This is a genomic window from Pseudomonas oryzihabitans (genome assembly GCF_014522265.1).
In the GTDB taxonomy this organism is placed as follows: domain Bacteria; phylum Pseudomonadota; class Gammaproteobacteria; order Pseudomonadales; family Pseudomonadaceae; genus Chryseomonas; species Chryseomonas aestiva.
Genome location: NZ_CP017024.1, coordinates 1,379,076 through 1,397,796, shown reverse-complemented (window position 1 = coordinate 1,397,796; position 18,721 = coordinate 1,379,076). Strand labels below are relative to the sequence as shown.

Here is an 18,721-nt window from a genome sequence, read left to right as displayed (position 1 = left end):
CTGGAAGAAGAGCCGTTTGTTACCGCTCGTTGCCCGCTTATCGGTTTATCGCGATAAATGTGATGTTCGTCACAATTTTCGGGTGATCTTAGCGCCCTGAGCGTTAATGACCATAACCGTAGCGAGGCTAATCAGGTGCAGGATCAGAAGGACTTCACCTTCAGGACTCGCTTGCTGAGCCTGGAGCCGGGCCTGTACATCGCGCGCTATGCCTCCTTGCACGATGCCGAGCGCCCCTGCCTGATCAGCCTGCAACCGACCCTGATCGGCAAGAGCACCGTCGATTTCTTCCCTGGCGAAAGCGTGGTGCGCAATACCCTGGCGCGGCTGGGCGATACCCTGATCATCCGCGTCAAGAACGGCTGCGGGACGCTGCTGATCACCGAGTATCAGTTGCAAGGAGCCGGCTGCCAGACCATCGATCTCCGGATCGATCGTATCGACACCTCCGAGGCGATCCTGCGCCCGCCGCCAGTGAAGGTTGTTGTCAGCCACGACGGGGGCCGGCCGACAGCCGTCGCACTCAGGCTGACCGGACACTTCGCGCCAGGTATCCAGAGCGTCCACGCCTCGACCCTGGGCGACCCCAGGACCGCACAGCCCCTGGGAGGCTTCTGCATCGACTGGCCCGGGCGGCCCGAAGGGATCGATCTCGCCTATGCCTGCCAGATCGCCGGCGTGCAGCAGCCAGCGGTCACCACCGGCCAGTTTCTCGGCAGTCCGAGTGGGCAGCTCCCCATCACCGCGATCGCCATTGCCCTGGTCGGTCCGCGCCGGGCCGACTATCGGCTCGAGGCCTGGGCCGGTTTTGCCGGTCAGGCGCCACAACCCCTTTTGCCCGGTGAGGAGTGTGTCGCCCCGGCGAATGCCTTCCTGACCGCGCTGCACGTATCGATCAACCCTGGCGTCGAGATGAACGCTTGCCGCTACCAGTCTCCCTGGGATGGTCATGACCCCCACCGTTCGATGTGCGCCTTTCGTGAAGAAGCGCTTCAGGAGACTTAACCATGCAATACGATCAGCCCGTCAGCGCTCAATCCGTCCAGAACTCCCTGACCTCCAGCTCGCTGAGCTCCAATACCCTGGCAGCCATTTCCTCGGTACTCGGCCTGAACAGCTCGACCAGTGCCAACGCCAACGTCGCGGTGACCAAGTACGACGGCAGCACCGTCAATACCGTCCACAACAGCAACGGCGAAGCCGTGGCACCGCAACTGGTCCTGCTCGACAACCTGGGCTCCAGCGGTAGCCAGGTGACCCTGACTATCCCGAACGCGCTGGCCAATGCCCATGCCTTCGTGTTCGACACCCAGGCCACCGTGACCGTGACCTTCGGCGCCTCGGCCCAGACCGCGCAATCCGAGCAGGTGATCAAGGACGCACCGGTCAATACCGCCGATTTCGGCCGGGTCATCGTCGGTGGGACCGGCGGCAACACGCTCACGGTCACCGACAACGTCAGCACCTACATCGATGGCGGGGCCGGCAACGACACCATCACCCTGGCGGGCGGCAATGACACCGTGGTGCTCCACGGCGGGGTCAACACCGTCAAGACCGGCGCCGGCAACGACGTGGTCTATGCCGGCAATGGCAAGGACACCATCGACGGCGGTGCCGGCTTTGACGTCGTGGTGGTGACCGGCAAGCTGACCGACTACGGCGTCAAGGTCGGCAGCGATGGCACCGTCACCCTGAGCAGCACCTCCAGCACCGCACCGGGCGTGGTCATGGCGAAGGACGTCACCTTCTTCACCGACGCCGATGGCAAGAACTCCCTGACGGTGACCGCCACCGAAACGCAGGCGAGCGCGGTCCGGATGTACGAAGCCCTGCTCGGCCGCAGTGCCGATCAGGCGGGTACCCACTACTGGCTGGACAACGTCGCGGCCAATGGCGGCAACGTGACGGCCATCGCCGGCGCCTTCCTGGGCTCCAGCGAGTACCAGAACAAGATGGGCGGCGCCTCCGACGCGACCTTCGTGCAGTCCCTCTACCAGAACATGCTCGGCCGCAGCGCCGATGCGGCGGGTCTGGCGTACTGGGAAAGCACCCTGGCCGATGGCGCCTCGCGGGCCTCGGTGGTGGTAAGCATCGTCGGCTCGGCAGAGGCCCAGCAGCACGACACCGGGGTACTGGTCATCGCTGGCCAGGTCTGACGCCTCATCCCCGCTAGCGAACCTCCGGCGCCTGGCCGGGGGTTCTCGTCGTTACGGACCCTTGCACGGGAGTTTCGATCTTGAGCTCTGCATCGCTCATGGAGGACTATCAGGCACTCCGGGAAGCCGGTTGCCTGGAGACCGCCGCCGAGCGTCTCGCGCTGGCCCTGCGCATCACCGAGCAGCGTCCGGCGGCCCTGGTATCCGAAGGGCTGGAGGCCCTGCAGCAAGGCCGGCTGGAAGACGCCTTCCTGGCCCTGGCCGAGGCCGCTACCCGGCTCGGGCCACAGGGCGAGGTCTGGGCCCTGCTGGGCCATGTGCTGCTGGCGAAGGGTGAACACCAGACTGCCTTCGACCTGCTGTCGGCGCCGGCCAATCCCGCGCGCACGACCACCGCGGTCCGTCTCCTGCGCCTGCGCGCCCTGATCGCCTTGCCAGGATTCAGGAATGAACAGCTGGCGGCCGAATTGCCCTATGCCGGCAGTGCCGCCGAATTGGGTCTGCTGCTCGCGCATCTGCCGCCGGGTTGCTGGGGACAGGTGGAATTCGATCCGCTGCGCCGGGAAATCCATGGCTGGGCTCTGGATACCCGCCACCTTCGGCAGTCCCCCCGGTTGACCCTGACGCTGGAGGGGCAAGCGCCGAGCCTTCTGCTAGCCAGACAATCCTGTCCGCTCCTGGCGGAGGCGGGCAATGCCGGTGCTCATGGCGGCTTTCGTCTGCAGCTGACCGAGGATGTCGCAAGCCTGCGGCTGCAGTGGCCGGACGGCCAGGACCTGAGAGGGAGTCCTCTGGCCACCGGTGTCTTGAGCGTCCCGACCCCCGCGATCTCGTCCGGGCAGGCGCCTGATCCGGTCGTCGATGTGCTGATACCGGTCTATGAGGGGCGGACGGCCGCCCTGGCCTGCATCGAGAGTGTCCTGCGCAGCCGGGCGGCCAATCGCACGCCCATGCAGCTGATCGTGCTCGATGATGCCAGCCGCGATGCGCACCTGATCCAGGCGCTGGAGGCCCTGGCCGCGGCGGGTGACATCGAGCTGCACCGGCGCCCGGTCAACCTGGGCTTCATCAGGAACATGAATCGCGGCATGACGCTGCATGGCCGGCGCGACGTGGTCTGGCTCAACGCCGATACCCTGGTCGCCGGAGCCTGGCTGGACCTCTTGCGCGGGACCGTCCAGGAGCGCCCGGACGCCGCGACCGCCACGCCGTTCAGCAACAACGGCGAGCTGCTGAGCTTTCCGGCCCCCTGCGAGGGCCAGCCGCTGCCGACAGCGGACGAGCTGGAGGTCCTCAACACCCAGGCGGCGGCGAGCGACGAGCCGGCGCCCGAGGTCGAGGTGGGCTGTGGCTTCTGCCTCTATATCAGACGCTCCGCGCTGGACGATGTCGGCCTGCTCGATGAACTCCATCTCCAGCGGGGCTATGGCGAAGAGACCGACTGGTGCCTGCGTGCCCGCGAGCGTGGCTGGCGGCATCTGGCGGCCCATCGGGTCTTCGTCGGTCACCAGGGTGGGGTCTCCTTCGGCCAGGAGAAACTGGCGCGGGTCGCCTTCAACAATGCGCTGCTGCGCGAGCGCTATCCCGCGGCTGACCGCGCCTTCGAGCGCTACCGCCGGCAGGATCCACTGCGGTCCTATCGAGATCGTCTGCAGCGCGCGCGCCTGGTCTTGCTCGGCCCTCGGATCGCGACGGCGGGCATCATCGCCCAGGTCGCATCGGCCAGCCATTTCGCGCGGCAGGCGTTGGCGGGCGGGGAGCCGCCGGCCTGCACCCTGGCCCATCGGCAGCACGACGGCCAGTTGCTCATCGAGCTGCGCCTGCATGGCTACGGCTTGCCTCTGCTGCTGGACTATCGCTTGCCCGCCCAGGCCGATCTGCTGCTGGAGGATCTGGGGCAGCTGGCTCCGGCGCGGTTGCGCTATCTGCAGGCCGCGGACTGCCCCGATGCGCTGCGGGCGCTGCCCCTGCAGTTGAACATTCCCTATGAGGTACAGGGCAGCGATGACTTTGCCTCGCCCTTGCTGGAATCCGCTGCGCTGTTCCTGCAGCGGGCCAGGGCGCTGCTGACGCCCTACGCGGCCCTGACGACGTCCCTGCAGCTGCGTTGTCCGGCAGTGCCGGTCATTCAGCTGGCCGCGCCCAGGGCCGAGCCGGCGTCACCGCGGACGGAGCTGGGCAATGTGCTGATCGGCGATCTTCTGCAGGCACCGGGCCTGGCGCAGCGCTGGCTGATGGTCTTGCGCCGCTGTCGGCAGCGCGGCCTGAAGTGCCGGTTCCTGCTCGGCGATTCCTCACCCTGGACAACAACGCTGCTGGCCATTGGCAATGTCCGGATGCTTCCCGAGGTCCCTGGCATCGCGCCGCAGCGGCTGCCAGCGCTGGCGGGATGCACCCTCGTCCTCAGTCTGGAACAGGCTCCGACCACCACCTGGTGGGCCCCGAGCGCGCCCGTACCGCCGGGCTGGTCTTGCACGCCCCGGCAGGCCGGGTGGCCCACGAGGCCGGCGCCCAGCGCCTCAGTGCACTGCCGCCAGCCCTGGCGGCCGTGTTGAACGAAGTCTTTCCTCTCGGTTTTCTCCATGAATGATTCTGCTCGGTCCGGCGCCGCCAACATCGAAGGACGTATCGAAGGACGTATCGAAGGGTTGCACGGGGGCGTGCTTCAGGGCTGGGCCTGCGACCTCGCCCAGCCGGACCTCAGACTCGCGCTCGAGGTGCTCGTCGATGGGGCCAGCGTGGCCCTGGTGCGCGCCGACGAATATCAAAGCGGTCCCTGCCTTGGCGATGGTTTTCACGGCTTTGCCCTGCAGCTGCGCGACGCCTGGCTGGCCGACGCGCGCCAGATTGTCGTGCGCGTCGCCAACGGTGGCCCGCGTGTCGGCGATCCCCTGGAGCTGCTGCGCGAGGCGCCCGTCGAGGCGGCCGTGCCCGGCAGCCAGGTCTGGTATGGCGGTGGATTGGCGGTGACCGGCTGGTTGTGGTCCGCGGAGACGCCAGGGACGCACCTGGAGGTGCGGGCGCGGCTGGCCGATCGGATCCTGGCTCGTGGTCGCGCCGACCTCTGGCACCCCGCCCTCAGCTATCGTCCCGACGCCGATCACGGTTTCCGTCTGGAACTGCCCTGGACGCTGGCGGATGGCGATCGTCACGAAATCCATATCGAAGACCCGCAGGGCCGGGCGCTGGCCGGCAGCCCCATCCTCGTCTGCTGCCGGGCCGAAGGCCTTGGCGCCCTGCTGGCCGCCGGCTGGCCGGAGCAGGCCGCGCCCGAGCTGCGTGAACTCGCCCTGCGCCTGGCCCAGGACTACGCTCAACGTTGTCCGCGCAGTGCCGGCTTTGGCCACTACCCCCAGTGGTTCGCCCTGCACCAGCGTCCGCCGGCCTTTCCCGAGCAGGTAGCGGGCCGGCGGATCGCCGTGCTGCTCCATGGCGAGGCAGCGGACTATGAACGCCAGGCCTGCCTGGACAGCCTGCAGGCACAGCGTCTGGCGCCAAGCGGGCAGCGGGTCGCCACGGCCGATTTCGCCGAGTCGCTGCGGCAGCTGATCGACGAGGGGGCGGACGGGGTCCTGTTGCTGCCCTTCAGCTCGCGCTTGCGGCCCCAGACGCTGGATCAGCTGGTGCTGGCCCTGGCGGGCGGCGAGGGCGAGCCGCCGGCGGCCTGGGCGTTCGCCGACTGCGACCAGGACCAGCCGGATGGCAGTCGGGGCAATCCCTGGTTCAAGCCCAGCTGGGATTTCGATCTCTATCTGGGGACGGATCTGTTTACCGAGACCGCCCTGTTCGGCCGCGCGGTCATCCTTGCGGCGCTGGAGGCCCTGGAGCGCACGGCGGAGGCCCCGCGTGACCGCGAGGCGGTCGTCGCCGCGCTGATCTGGGCGACCCTGCGCGCCGAGCTGCCGGTGGCGCGGGTCGCGCAGGTGCTCAGCCATCGCAGCGCCCTCTGCCCGGCGACGCCCGCCGAGTGCGACCGCCAGAAACCCGAGCGCCTGGAGCGCCTGAACGGGCTGCTGGAGCGACTGCGTCCGGGTAGCTGTCTGAGTCGTCAGGCGCAGCTGCCGGGCGCGCTGCGCGCCCACTGGGCGCTGCCCGAACGGCTGCCCAGGGTCAGTCTGATCGTGCCCACCCGCAACGCCTTCAGCCTGTTGCAGGCCTGCCTGGAAGGCCTGCTGGAAGCGACCGACTATCCCGCCCTCGAAGTCATCGTCATCGACAACGGCAGCGACGATCCGGCGACGCTGGACTATCTGCAGGCGCTGCAGGCCCGCGGGGTGAAGGTGCTGGCGCATCCCTATCCGTTCAACTACGCCACCCTCAACAACCGCGGGGTGGCGCTGGCGACCGGGGAATACGTGGGATTCATCAACAACGACATCGAGGTGCTGCAGCCGGACTGGTTGCGCGAGATGGTCAGTCTGGCGGCCAGACCCGAAGTCGGCGCCGTGGGCGCCAAGCTGCTGTGGCGCAACGGCATGGTGCAGCACGGCGGCGTGGTGGTGGGCATCAACGGCCTGGCCGCCCATACCGGCAACCACTGGCTGCGCGAGGATCCCGGCTATCTGGGCTTCAACCAGCTGACCCGTCAGCAGAGCGCCTGTACCACGGCCTGTCTGCTGATGCGGCGCGATCTCTACCTCGGTCTCGAAGGCATGGATGCCCAGCGCTATCCGGTGGCCTTCAACGATGTCGACCTGTGCCTGCGCATCGATGCACTGGGCCTGAAGGTGCTCTGGACCCCCTTTGCCGAATTGCTCCACGCCGAGTCGGCCACGCGCGGCAAGGACAGCTCGGCCGACAAGGCCGCCCGCGCCCAGCGCGAGCAGCGCGCCCTGTACGAAACCTACTCGACGCAGCAACTGACGGATCGTTTCTACAGTCCCTCGCTGAACCAGGACTGGGCCCTGGGACCCTACGGCGGTCTCGACCTGGCGCCGCAGCGGACATGAGCAGCGACCTGACCGACTACTGGCAGGCGGGCCCGCAGGCCCTGCGCGGCAGTGACTACTATCGGGTGCCGGTCCCGCAGCTGGCGGTCGCGGGCGTGGCCGCCTTCTATCGGCTGTTCCTGCTGATCTGGCAGGTGCGGCCACTCGATCTCCAGCCGCGCTTTCCTCTCGACGACGAAGCGGCCCGCGGAGCCTACCTGGGCTGGCTGATCACCTCGGGCAGTCGGGAGTACGCTGCGCTACGAGAACTGGAGGTCTTCTGGGCCGAACTCTCCGGGCGTGCGTCGCTGCCGGCGACCGTCTGGTCGGATGGCGTGTCGCGCCTGATCCTGGCCCTGATCCAGCGGCGCGACGACCTGGGCATTGCCACCGACCTGGCGGACGAGCAGTCACAACGGGCGGCCCTGGCCTGGTTCTTCTTTGGCGGTGGCTTTCGGGAGCTGGCACCGGAGTGCCTGGAGATTCCCTTCTGGCAGAAGGCCTTCCTGCTGGACGCGGTGGCGATCGAGGACACCCGCTTCGCCCGCCTGCTCCACGCGACGCGCAGCGATCTGCAGCAGGCCTTCGACCTGACCACCGCACCGGGCCGGACCGGCTACAGACAGTGGCTGAGCTCGAACGGCCGGCAGGAAACCGCGCTGGATGCGCTGCTGGGGGCCAATCGCCTGGCCTGGCCCCCGCACAGGGGAGGCGAGCTCCAGCCGTTCGGCGTCAACCTGATCGGCTACGCCTATGGCGAGCTGGGCATCGGCGAGGACCTGCGCATGGCCGCGCGTGCCCTCGAGGCGGCGGGCATTCCCTTCGTCATCCTCAATGTGAGCCCGGGGGTGGACGAGGGGGACCGGAGCGTGGCCGCCTGGGTCGCCGCGGCGCCGCGCTATCGCTACAACCTCTTCTGCCTGACCGCCCTCGAACACGCCCGGGTCTATCTCGAGCAAGGCAGCGGCCTCCTGGCCGGCCGCTACACCATCGGCTACTGGCCTTGGGAGCTGCAGCGCTGGCCGGCGGCCTGGGCGCATAGCTTCGCCCTGGTCGATGAGGTCTGGGCGTCGAGCCGCTACATCGAGACGGCCCTGTCGGCCGCGGCGGCGGTGCCGATCTGCCTGATGCCCATGGCCGTGCAGGTAGCCCCCATTGAGCCGCAAGAGCTGCTGCGCCGGCGGTTCGACCTGGAGCCCGGGCGTTACTACTTCGTCTTTGCCTTCGATGGCGGCTCTTCGTTCCGCCGCAAGAATCCCGCTGCCGTCATCAGCGCCTTCCAGCAGGCCTTCGCACAGCACGACCTGTCGGTAGGCCTGGTGGTGAAAGGCATGCGGGCGGACAAGGAGCCCGCCGCCTGGCTGGCGTTGCAAGCGCTCGCCGCAGGCGATGAGCGCATCGTGCTGATCGACCAGGTGCTCGCCAGGGATGACGTCCTGGCGCTCTATGCCGCCTGCGATTGCTTCGTTTCCCTGCATCGGGCCGAGGGCTTTGGCCGCGGCATCGCCGAAGCCCTGCTGCTGGGACTGGACGTGGTGGCCTCGGCGGCGGGCGGCAACCGCGATTTCTGCACCGGCGTCGCCGGGGTCGAGCTCGTGCCCTGCGCGGTGGTGCAGACCTGTGCTGCGGACTATCTCGAAGGCGCGGGCAACTGCTGGGGCGAGCCTGTGCTGCGGGATGCCGTGCAGGCGCTGAGAAACCGGGCGAACGCCCGGGCGGGCATTCGCGAGCGCGGCTCGACACTGAGCGGATTCGCGCCGGACACGGTGGGCAGGCGTTACGCGGCGAGACTTTTGGAGCTGGATCAGCAGAGGCGGTAAGGCAACATGGAAACCACGTTCATCGGGTGCGTCGATACCAGCGCCACCAAGCGCATCGAGGGCTGGGCCTACGACAAGGGCGCCCCCCTGGAGCGGGTCAAGGTCGTGGCGATCCAGTCCGGCAAGATCATCGCGTCCGCGGTGGCGAACCGCTTCAGGTCCGATCTGAAGACCATCCTCGGCAGCGATGGCTGCCAGGGCTTCATCCTCGACCTGCCCAGTCTGAAATCCTTCGAGCCCATCCGCGTGGTGGTCAGGGACAGCCAGTACGAGCTGACCAACAGCCCGGTCATCGCCAACCTGGAAGATGCCCTGACCTGCATGCAGGACGCGGGACTCTACGAGCTGTCCGGCAGCGACATCCTGCCCGAAGAATTGCGCAAGGTGACCCTGATCCGCAACGCTTACACCCAGTTGCTGGGGCGCCTGCCCAATGCCGAGGAAGCCAGGGCCGCCATCGCCTTCCTGGTGGAGAAAGGCGTTTTCGAGTGGGTGCTGGGCATTCTCTACACCGAGGAATTTCTCGCGCGCAAGCTGGATTTCGGCCGCCTGCCCCAGGCGCTGGTCAGCCTGGCGCTGGCTGCCGATGGCCTGACCAGCAACTGGGAGCGCCTGCTGTTCTGCCTGACGCGCACGACCCACCTGGGCGATTCGCAGCAGCTGACGCTGCTGCTGCAGGACTGGACGACGGCGCCGGTCCTGGGGTGCTTCACCCTCGCGGAAGACAATGCCGTGGTCGGCTGGGCCGTGGATATCCGCAATCCCTACCTGGCCGTGTCCCTGAGCCTGGAGTTCGGCGGCGAGATACGCCATATGGAAACGGCCGGGGCACCCTACAGCCTGGTCTTCCAGATTCCCCAGCTGGCCGGCGCGAGTCCGTCGAACGTGCCGCAGATCGTGGCGAATGGCTGTGCCCTGCCGTTTCTCAAGACGACCATCACGCCCTATGAAGCGCTGCTGAAGAAGGCGGCCATCTACCACACGCCGCTGTGGGATGCCCTGGTCCGCTCCAATGCGGCTGCCGTCCTCAAGCAGGATTCGATCCTGAGCCGGATGGACGACGGCAGCCATGCCTATATTTCCAGGTACATGGAGCACGTCCATTACGAGCGTTTCGGTCAGGCGGCGAATCTGCAGTCGCTCAAGGGCCGCACCGAGCTGGTGAGCTGGTATGTCAATGAATTCCGCGAGCAGTGGCAGGCCGGCACGGTGTTTCCGGTGTCCGCCGGCCTCAGCGACTACCTCCAGGGCTGCGCCTTCAGCGACGAGGTGACCGAGCAATTCGTCTCCAGGCTGCTGTTCCTGTTCTGGAAGAAGCATGAGGTGGACAAGGACAACCTGTTCTCCCGGTCCGGGTACCTGCACCTGCTGTATCGGCTGATCTCTTCACCCAATGCCGGCTCCGCGGCCTTTCTGCGGCTGTGCGGTGAACGCCTGATCCGACCGCTGCAGGCACGCCATCCGGATTCTTCCCGATTGCCCTTCGACATCAACTGGTACTGGCGGATCGCCCTGGACGAAGAGTTGCGCGATGCCGGGGTCCACGAGGTCTCGGCCGCCCGCTATGTGGAATTCACCTTCAACAAGGTGTTTTTCTGCTGCGCCTCGGGCTTTCACGTCGATCTGCTGCCCGCTGCCTGGCTCGACTACTGGCGGGGCGACGTCGGCGCTGGCCTGGGACGGGCCGAATCGGTCATGGCCAAGGCCTTGCTGGGCTACGAGCCCAGTACCGAGGTGGCCAGGCAGTGGCTGGCGGAGGTGCTGTACCGGCGCTATCCGCAACTGCAGATCCTGCAGCCAGGCAAGGGCACCCGCGAGCACGGTCGGCTGGCCGAACGGTTGCGCGCCTTGATCGAAGGCACCTGTCCCCTGGAAAACAAGGTCTTCGTCATCGGCCATACCTCCCAGACCGGTCTGGGAGCCAATCTGCGCATGACCGTCGAGGCGCTGAAGGGACTTGGCATCAGACCGGCGATCGTCTCCGTCGACAAGGACGAACTCGAACTGGGTGGAGAGCAATGCCGCGAGGCTACCGAGGTCGAGCGCCCGGTGATCATCTTTCACGTCAACGCCGACCGCATCCCCTACGAGTGCTCGCGCCTGCCAGCGGATCTGCTGGAGAAGGCGCACAAGATCGGCTTCTTTCTCTGGGAGACCTCCAGCCCGCCGCTCAGCCACGGCCTGGGCCTCGAGCTGATGGATGAAATCTGGGTGCCTACGGCGTATCTGCAGGACATCTATGCCCGCGTCACCGCCACGCCCATCGTCAACGTCGGCAAGGGAATTGCCGTGCCCGCAGCCTTCGAGACGTTCGAGCGAAAAGCCATCGGCCTGGCCGAAGAGGACTTCGTCTTTCTCTCGATCGGTGACTTCCACAGCTCGATACCCCGAAAGAATCCGCTCTCCGTGGTGCAGGCCTTCAAGACCGCCTTCCCCTCTGAGAAGGGCGTGAAGCTGGTGCTCAAGATCAGGAACGTCGACTTCGAGCACTGGTGCAACAAGGGCGGCTACTGGGACCGGGTGCTGGAGGCCATCGGCGGTGACGAGCGCATCAGCATCCTCGACCATGACCTTTCCGCCAGCCACTACTGGGGCCTGCTGGACAGCTGCGATGCCTTCGTCTCGCTGCACAAGTCGGAAGGCTTCGGCTACGGCATCGCCCATGCCATGTTGCTGGGCAAGCCCACCGTCGTGTCCGACTATTCCGGACCCCGGGATTTCTGCAGCGACGCCACCAGCTTCCTGGTCGCGGTCGAAGAGGTGCCGGTCGAGGAGGGCGAAATGCCGACCCTGGTGGCGGGTGCCGTCTGGGGCAGTCCTTCCATCGCCGCGGCAGCGGCCCAGCTGCGCCGCCTCCATGAGGATCGCCCGGAGGCCCAGCGACGCGCGGCGAACGCCCAGGCCTTCATGCGCGCGAACTATTCGCTGGCCGCGCTCTCCCGGACCTACGGCGCTCGGCTGGGGCGCTAGCCGCGGACATTCCGGCGGAGAGGCGTGCGGTAGACCTCTCCGCCGATTTGCCGAGGCTAGGATCCGGGAATGACGGATACAAAGCATCGATCCGGTCTTCACCAGCGAAGATCGGATGCGACTGACAGGATTGGGGAGAGGTCCTGGACGGGGGCAGCCACGGCAGAGGTGGCTTGTCCAAGACCTTGAAGAAGATGGTGCCGGCACCAGGAGTCGAACCCGGGACCTACTGATTACAAGTCAGTTGCTCTACCAGCTGAGCTATACCGGCAAGGGGACGCCATTATAGCCATGGGAAAGCCCTTGTAAACCAAGGATGTGCGACGGTTAAGGCTGACGTAAGCCAGCTGCGGCTAAAATGACGCAAAGAGCTTGCGAGGAGCCGCTGATGAGAACCAAAACCCTGGCCTTCCTGGCCGCTGCCCTGGCCGGTTGCACCAGCCAGGCGAATCTTGAACGCAATCCGCCCATGGAGCTGCGCACGGGCAAGAGTGCCGAGGACTATCGCACCTGCCTGGTGACCGGCCTGGAGAAGGATGGTCGGCACGTGCTGGTCCAGCCGCAAGGCAGCAGTGGGCAGCGCGTGCTGGTGGACAGCAAGGTGCCGGGCGCCACGGCGGCCATCATCGACATCGGGTCGGCGTCGCGCGGTACGCGCATCCAGCTGCGTGAACAGATGGCCAACAATCCGCTGCGGCCGCGGACCATTCTGACGGCGGTGAAGGATTGCCTGTGAGGTGAGCGGCTGGGCAGGCTGCCCTCACCCCGAGGGAGAGGGGGAAGAGCGGACTGCCCGTCGTCACCTGGAAAGGCATATACGAGAAGGGCGCCCGCGGGCGCCCTTCTTGCGTTCCGCTGCCTGGGATCAGGCGGCCGGTTGGTCACGACGCTGCGGGACGGGCTCGGCGGCGCGCTGGCCGTTGACGTCGCGCATGGGAGTACCCCGTACCGGGGCGCCGTTGGCGACGTAGTAGGCGGCATTGCTGCGCGGCAGCGGGGCGCGACCACGGATTTTGTCGGCGATCTTCTCGGCGATCATGATGGTCGGGGCGTTGAGGTTACCCGTGGCGATGATCGGCATGATGGAGGCGTCCACCACGCGCAGGCCTTCCAGTCCGTGCACGCGACCGGCGCCGTCGACCACCGCCATGTCGTCGGTGCCCATCTTGTTGGAGCAGGACGGGTGATAGGCGGTCTCGGCATGGGAGCGCACGAAGGCGTCCAGCTGGGCGTCGGTCACGCAATCACGGCCCGGATTGATCTCTTCGCCACGATAGGGGTCCAGCGCCGGCTGCTGCATGATCTCGCGGGTCAGGCGGATGCCGTCGCGGAATTCGCGCCAGTCCTGTTCGGTGCTCATGTAGTTGAACAGGATGCTGGGGTGCTGGCGCGGATCGCGCGAGGTCAGTTCGATGCGGCCGCGGCTGGGCGAACGCATGGAGCCGACGTGGGCCTGGAAGCCATGGGCCTCGATGGCGTTGGTGCCGTTGTAATTGATGGCGATCGGCAGGAAGTGGTACTGGATGTTGGGCCAGTCGAACTCCTCGCTGGAGCGGATGAAACCGCCCGCCTCGAAGTGGTTGCTGGCGCCCAGGCCGGTGCCCTTGAGCATCCATTCCAGACCGATCTGCGGCTGGTTGTACCACTTCAGCGCCGGGTACAGCGAGACCGGCTGCTTGCACTCGTACTGCAGGTACATCTCCAGGTGGTCCTGTAGATTCTGGCCGACGCCGGGCAGGTCGTGGACCAGCGGAATGTCGAAGCGACGCAGCAGCGGCGCGGGGCCGACGCCGGAGCGCTGCAGGATCTGCGGCGAGGCGATGGCGCCGGCGCAGAGCAGCACCTCGCGGCGGGCGCGCACGGTGATGGCTTCCAGGGAATCGCCCTTCATGTAGGCGACGCCGTTGGCGCGCTTGCCCTCGAAGAGGATGCGATCGGTGGTGGCATGGGTGACGATAGTCAGGTTCGGGCGACCCTTGGCCTGGTCCAGATAGCCGCGGGCGGTGCTGGAGCGCCGGCCGTTCGGGGTGACGAAGCGGTCCATCGGGCCGAAGCCTTCCTGCTGATAGCCGTTGAGGTCTTCGGTGCGCGGATAACCCGCCTGGACACCGGCTTCGACCATGGCTTCGAACAGGGGATTGGTATTCGGCTTGGCGGTGGTCACCGAGACCGGGCCGTCGTCGCCGTGCCAGTCGTTGCCACCGGCATCGCGCTTCTCGGCCTTGCGGAAGTAGGGCAGGCAGTCGAGGTAGGTCCAGTCGTCCAGGCCGTCGAGTTGCGCCCAGTTGTCATAGTCCAGGGCGTTGCCGCGGATGTAGCACATGCCGTTGATCAGCGAGGAGCCGCCCAGGCCCTTGCCGCGACCGCATTCCATCCGGCGGTTGTCCATGTGCGGCTCGGGCTCGGTCTGGTAGGCCCAGTTGTACTGCTTGCCCTGCAGCGGATAGGCGAGGGCGGCCGGCATCTGGGTACGGAAATCCAGGCGGTAGTCGGGGCCGCCGGCTTCCAGCAGCAGGACGGTCACGTCCTGGTCTTCGGTCAGCCGGGTGGCCAGGACGTTGCCGGCCGAGCCGGCGCCTATGACGATGTAATCGAATTCGTGTGCCATGAAAAAGTCTCCTCCTGACGGCGGGTGGGGTCGGGCCCCAGCCCCGGGCCCTCTCCAGTGGAGAGGGGAGAAAAGCGCTGCCTGAGCGGCTTAGAAGATCGAGGCGTAATCGCCCAACTCGACCTGCACCGACTTGATGCGGGTGTAGTGGCCGAGGGTGGTGAGGCCGTTCTCGCGACCGACGCCGGAGTGCTTGTAGCCACCCACCGGCATCTCGGCGGGGGATTCGCCCCAGGTGTTGATCCAGCAGATGCCGGCTTCCAGGCGATGGATCATGCGGTGGGCACGGGCCAGGTCACGGGTGACCACGCCGGCCGCCAGGCCGTACTCGGTGTCGTTGGCGCGGCGCACCACCTCGTCCTCGTCGGCATAGGCCAGGATGCTCATGACCGGGCCGAAGATTTCTTCGCGGGCGATGGCCATGTCGTCACGGCAATCGGTGAAGACGGTGGGGGCGACGAAGTTGCCCTTGGCCAGTTCGCCCTGGGTGACGCGCTCGCCACCGGTGAGCAGGCGGGCGCCTTCGGCCTGGCCCTGGGCGATGTAGCCCAGCACCTTTTCCATGTGCGGGGTGCTGACCAGCGGCCCGAAGTTGGTCTCGGCGGCCAGGGGATCGCCCAGCTTGATGCGCTTGACCCGCTCCACCACCTTGGCTTCGAAGTCGGCCTTGAGCGCCTGGGGCACGAAGACGCGGGTGCCGTTGGTGCAGACCTGGCCGGAGCTGAAGAAGTTGGCCATGACGGCGATGTCGGCGGCGCGCTCCAGGTCGGCATCGTCGCAGACGATCAGCGGCGACTTGCCGCCCAGTTCCATGGTGACTTCCTTGAGGGTCGAGCCGGCGGCGCTGGCCATGACCTTCTTGCCGGTGGCGACGCCGCCGGTAAAGGAGATCTTCTCGATGCCGGGATGTTCGGTCAGCGCCACGCCCACTTCGGGACCGACACCATTGACCACGTTGAAGACGCCAGCGGGCAGGCCGGCCTCGGTGTAGATCTCGGCCAGCTTCAGCGCGGTCAGCGGGGTGACTTCGCTGGGCTTGAAGATCATGGCGTTGCCGGCGGCCAGGGCCGGGGCGGACTTCCACAGGGCGATCTGGATCGGGTAGTTCCAGGCGCCGATGCCGGCGACCACGCCCAGCGGCTCGCGACGGGTATAGACGAAGGAGGTCTCGCGCAGCGGGATCTGTTCGCCTTCCAGGGCCGGGACGAGACCGGCGTAGTACTCGAGCACGTCGGCGCCGGTGACGATGTCCACGGCCTGGGTCTCGGACAGGGCCTTGCCGGTGTCGAGGGTTTCCAGCAGCGCCAGCTCGTCGTTGCGCTCGCGGAGGATGTCCACGGCCTTGCGCAGGATGCGCGAGCGCTGCATGGCGGTCATCGCGGCCCAGACCTTTTGACCTTCGGCGGCAGCGGCCACCGCCTTGTCCACGTCAGCGCGGCTGGCGCTCTGCACCACGGCGAGCACCTCGCCGGTGGCGGGATTCAGGGTTTCGAAGGTGGCGCCACCGGTGGCGGCGACATAACGGCCACCAATGTAGAGCTGCTGTTCGGCGAAACGGGCCATGGACGTTCTCCCAAGCTGGGCGGGCGCCGTGGCACCCGCAAGGAACACAGGGGGCGCGAAAGAAAGGTCTCTCTGCGCCAGCGATGAAGCCAGTCTACTTAATTTTTATTGAACGTTCAATCAATGAAAAATTCGCAGGCGTGCCGAGACGGGTCGATGGGCGGCCCAGAGCGCTTCGATCAGAGAGGGATGGCTAAGGAAAAGCGGGAGGGGAGCCCCGGCCGGAGCGGACCGGCCGGGGTTGCAGCGGTCAGGGAGCGGTCAGGCCTTGGCCAGTTGCAGGTCCAGGTAGTCGTAGGCGATCTGCAGGGCCTGCTGGGTGTTGAAGGCGTCGCCGGAGAGGGCGCCGCGCAGCCAGAGACCATCGATGATGGCGGCCAGGCCGCGGGCCGAGGCGCGGGCCTGTTCGTGGGGCAGGAGGCGGCGGAATTGCCAGCAGAGGTTGGAGTAGAGACGCAGGTCGTTGATGCGTTGCAGGCGGCGCAGATTGGGCTGGTGCATGCTGGTGGCCCAGAAGGCCAGCCAGGTCTTCATGGCCGGGCCGCTGACCTGGGTATCGTCGAAGTTGCCCTGGATGATGGCGCGCAGGTTGGCGGCCGGGTCGTCACCGGGCAGGGCGGCACGGCGTTCGCGCACGGCCTGGCGCAGGGCATTCATCAGATGCCGCATGGTGGCCTCGAGCAGGCCGTTCTTGTCCTGGAAGTAGTGGCTGATGATGCCGTTGGAGACGCCGGCCTTGCGGGCGATGAAGGCGATACTGGCGTCGCCCATGCCGACTTCGTCAACGGCTTCGAGGGTCGCGGCAATGAGCTGCGAACGGCGGATGGGCTGCATCCCGACCTTGGGCACGAGGCATCTCCTGAACAGAGCGGAAGGAGCCTCGGAGGGTAACTATTTTTTATTGAACGTTCAATCAATAAAAACGGTCACCACCTCTTGGATTGTGCCCTGGCCCAGGCGGCAATACCAGTCCTGACAGGTGGTTACTTTTAATAACCGCCCGAAAGGCGTAGGCTGGGAACCAGTTCTGCTTCGAGGATCGCCATGGACGCCGTGGTCAGTCGTATCTCCAGCCGTCGCCGCCTGCATGCCCATGCCTGTCCCATCCGGGACGTGCTGGACCGGATTGGCGATGCCTGGTCCTTGCTCACGCTCTTCACCCTGGAACCCGGTCCGCTGCGCTTCAACGAGTTGCGCCGGCGGGTCGACGGCATTTCCCAGCGCATGCTCAGCGTGACCCTGCGTCAGCTGGAGCGCGATGGCCTGGTGTCCCGCACGGTGACGCCGACCAAGCCGCCCCAGGTGGAATACGCCCTCACGGAGCTGGGCCAGAGTCTGATGGTGCCGGTGGGTGCCCTGGCCGCCTGGGCCTCCGCGAAGCAGCCTTTAATTCAGCGCCACAGGGCGGCCTACGATCAGGCCGCCGAGGAGAATCCTGATGACCCGTCTCTCTAAGACCGCCCTGTCGGTCCTCGACCTGGTCCCCATCCGTGACGACGGCGATGCGACCCAGGCGCTGCACAATGCCCTGACCCTGGCGCGCCATGTCGAGCAGCTCGGCTTTTCCCGCTACTGGGTCGCCGAGCACCACAACATGGACGGTATCGCCAGCTCCGCGACCAGCGTGCTGCTGGGCTACCTGGCCGCCGGCACCAGCACCCTGCGCCTGGGATCGGGCGGCATCATGCTGCCCAACCACGCGCCCCTGGTGGTGGCCGAGCAGTTCGGCACCCTGGCCTCGCTGTATCCGGGCCGCATCGAACTCGGCCTGGGCCGCGCGCCGGGCTCGGATCAGCGCACCGCCTATGCCCTGCGGCGCGACCGCCTGGGCAGCTCCGACGACTTCCCGCGGGACGTGGAGGAGCTGCAGCACTACTTCGGGCCGCAGCAGCCGGGGCAGGGCGTGATCGCCATGCCCGGGGTGGGCACCGAGGTGCCGATCTGGCTGCTGGGTTCGAGCCTGTTCAGTGCCCAGCTGGCGGCGGCCAAGGGGCTGCCCTATGCCTTCGCCTCGCACTTCGCGCCGCGCTATGTACACGAGGCGATCCGCCTCTATCGCGAGAACTTCAAGCCGTCCGCGGTGCTCGATCGTCCTTACGTGATGCTCGGGGTACCCCTGGTGGCAGCCGACAGCGACGACGAGGCCAATTACCTGGCCACCACCGTCTACCAACGCATCCTGGCGCTGTTCCGCGGCGACAGCCTGCGCCTGCAACCGCCGGTACGCAGCATGGAAGGCGTCTGGTTGCCTCACGAGAAGGAGTCGGTATCGAGCCTCCTCGGCATGGCGGTGATCGGCGGCCCGGACAAGGTGCGCGAGCGGCTGGAGCTGTTGCTGGAAAAGACCGATGCCGACGAGCTGATCTTTACCTGCGATGTCTACGAGCAGGCGGATCGCTTGCGCGCCTTCTCGATCCTGGCGGATCTGAAGGGCGGTTGATCGGGGGCTGGGCCTGTTGGGCTGGGACGGCTTCATCGTCGAAGCCCAGCAGGCCCACATGAAAAAGCCGACCCCTTGTAGCGGTCGGCTTTTTCCTGTCTGCGGGAAGGCACCTGCTGCCGTTGTTGGGCTTAACCCAACTTGCGCGTCGTAGCGTGGAAAACTCGCCAGCGTTTTCCACTGGCGGCTACCGGCGGCGCGCTGTGGATAAGGCTGCGCCGTTATCCACGCTA

12 protein-coding genes and 1 tRNA gene are annotated in these 18,721 nt (G+C 66.9%); 9 read left to right on the top strand and 4 right to left on the bottom strand.

Going from position 1 to position 18,721, the window contains the following annotated elements; genetic code table 11:
- Window positions 1-135: 135 nt before the first annotated feature.
- The 6 genes from BGI51_RS06455 to BGI51_RS06430 all read left to right on the top strand — a co-directional run bounded on the left by BGI51_RS06455 (window position 136) and on the right by BGI51_RS06430 (window position 11,877).
- Complete coding sequence (locus BGI51_RS06455) at window positions 136-1,005, top strand: cell wall-binding repeat 2 family protein (RefSeq protein ID WP_187980634.1); 870 nt, start codon at window positions 136-138, stop codon at window positions 1,003-1,005.
- A 2-nt stretch (window positions 1,006-1,007) separates the two neighbouring features.
- On the top strand, window positions 1,008-2,159 hold the full coding sequence (locus BGI51_RS06450; protein WP_187980633.1) for a DUF4214 domain-containing protein: 1,152 nt from the start codon (window positions 1,008-1,010) through the stop codon (window positions 2,157-2,159).
- An 80-nt stretch (window positions 2,160-2,239) separates the two neighbouring features.
- Window positions 2,240-4,714, top strand: a complete 2,475-nt coding sequence (locus BGI51_RS06445; protein WP_187980632.1) for a glycosyltransferase family 2 protein — start codon at window positions 2,240-2,242, stop codon at window positions 4,712-4,714.
- 27 nt (window positions 4,715-4,741) lie between these two features.
- Window positions 4,742-7,108, top strand: coding sequence for a glycosyltransferase family 2 protein (locus tag BGI51_RS06440; RefSeq protein ID WP_252977218.1), 2,367 nt, complete (start codon window positions 4,742-4,744; stop codon window positions 7,106-7,108).
- Window positions 7,105-8,907 (top strand): glycosyltransferase, encoded by a 1,803-nt coding sequence (locus BGI51_RS06435; RefSeq protein WP_187980631.1) that lies wholly within the window; start codon window positions 7,105-7,107, stop codon window positions 8,905-8,907. Before BGI51_RS06440 ends, BGI51_RS06435 begins: the two co-directional genes overlap by 4 nt.
- 6 nt (window positions 8,908-8,913) lie before the next feature.
- Window positions 8,914-11,877: a glycosyltransferase gene (locus BGI51_RS06430; RefSeq protein ID WP_187980630.1), complete on the top strand. Its 2,964-nt coding sequence runs from the start codon at window positions 8,914-8,916 to the stop codon at window positions 11,875-11,877.
- 195 nt (window positions 11,878-12,072) lie between these two features.
- Here BGI51_RS06430 and BGI51_RS06425 read toward each other — a convergent pair.
- Window positions 12,073-12,148 (bottom strand) — tRNA-Thr (locus BGI51_RS06425).
- Window positions 12,149-12,265: 117 nt separating this feature from the next.
- Between BGI51_RS06425 and BGI51_RS06420 the strand changes: the two genes are divergently transcribed.
- Window positions 12,266-12,613 carry a hypothetical protein gene (locus tag BGI51_RS06420; protein ID WP_027597345.1) on the top strand — a complete coding sequence of 116 codons (348 nt, stop codon included), beginning with the start codon at window positions 12,266-12,268 and terminating at the stop codon, window positions 12,611-12,613.
- 129 nt (window positions 12,614-12,742) lie between these two features.
- On the opposite strand, the gene betA is transcribed toward BGI51_RS06420, so the two are convergent.
- From betA to betI, 3 genes are all read right to left on the bottom strand, one after another.
- Complete coding sequence (gene betA / locus BGI51_RS06415) at window positions 12,743-14,485, bottom strand: choline dehydrogenase (protein ID WP_187980629.1); 1,743 nt, start codon at window positions 14,483-14,485, stop codon at window positions 12,743-12,745.
- A gap of 90 nt (window positions 14,486-14,575) precedes the next feature.
- Window positions 14,576-16,048, bottom strand: coding sequence for a betaine-aldehyde dehydrogenase (gene betB, locus BGI51_RS06410; protein ID WP_187980628.1), 1,473 nt, complete (start codon window positions 16,046-16,048; stop codon window positions 14,576-14,578).
- Window positions 16,049-16,309: 261 nt separating this feature from the next.
- On the bottom strand, window positions 16,310-16,897 hold the full coding sequence (gene betI / locus BGI51_RS06405) for a transcriptional regulator BetI (RefSeq protein WP_017641694.1): 588 nt from the start codon (window positions 16,895-16,897) through the stop codon (window positions 16,310-16,312).
- A gap of 195 nt (window positions 16,898-17,092) precedes the next feature.
- Between betI and BGI51_RS06400 the strand changes: the two genes are divergently transcribed.
- Both BGI51_RS06400 and BGI51_RS06395 read left to right on the top strand, forming a co-directional pair.
- Window positions 17,093-17,503 carry a winged helix-turn-helix transcriptional regulator gene (locus BGI51_RS06400; RefSeq protein WP_017641695.1) on the top strand — a complete coding sequence of 137 codons (411 nt, stop codon included), beginning with the start codon at window positions 17,093-17,095 and terminating at the stop codon, window positions 17,501-17,503.
- Window positions 17,487-18,488, top strand: coding sequence for an LLM class flavin-dependent oxidoreductase (locus BGI51_RS06395; RefSeq protein WP_187980627.1), 1,002 nt, complete (start codon window positions 17,487-17,489; stop codon window positions 18,486-18,488). Before BGI51_RS06400 ends, BGI51_RS06395 begins: the two co-directional genes overlap by 17 nt.
- Window positions 18,489-18,721: the final 233 nt, after the last annotated feature.

Excerpts from the sequence above, each read along its gene's own strand:
- BGI51_RS06450 (WP_187980633.1), top strand. The coding sequence starts at position 1,008 with ATGCAATACGATCAGCCCGTCAGCGCTCAATCCGTCCAGAACTCCCTG.
- BGI51_RS06440 (WP_252977218.1), top strand. The coding sequence starts at position 4,742 with ATGAATGATTCTGCTCGGTCCGGCGCCGCCAACATCGAAGGACGTATC.
- BGI51_RS06435 (WP_187980631.1), top strand. The coding sequence starts at position 7,105 with ATGAGCAGCGACCTGACCGACTACTGGCAGGCGGGCCCGCAGGCCCTG.
- BGI51_RS06430 (WP_187980630.1), top strand. The coding sequence starts at position 8,914 with ATGGAAACCACGTTCATCGGGTGCGTCGATACCAGCGCCACCAAGCGC.
- BGI51_RS06420 (WP_027597345.1), top strand. The coding sequence starts at position 12,266 with ATGAGAACCAAAACCCTGGCCTTCCTGGCCGCTGCCCTGGCCGGTTGC.
- betA (WP_187980629.1), bottom strand. The coding sequence starts at position 14,485 with ATGGCACACGAATTCGATTACATCGTCATAGGCGCCGGCTCGGCCGGC.
- betB (WP_187980628.1), bottom strand. The coding sequence starts at position 16,048 with ATGGCCCGTTTCGCCGAACAGCAGCTCTACATTGGTGGCCGTTATGTC.
- BGI51_RS06400 (WP_017641695.1), top strand. The coding sequence starts at position 17,093 with ATGGACGCCGTGGTCAGTCGTATCTCCAGCCGTCGCCGCCTGCATGCC.
- BGI51_RS06395 (WP_187980627.1), top strand. The coding sequence starts at position 17,487 with ATGACCCGTCTCTCTAAGACCGCCCTGTCGGTCCTCGACCTGGTCCCC.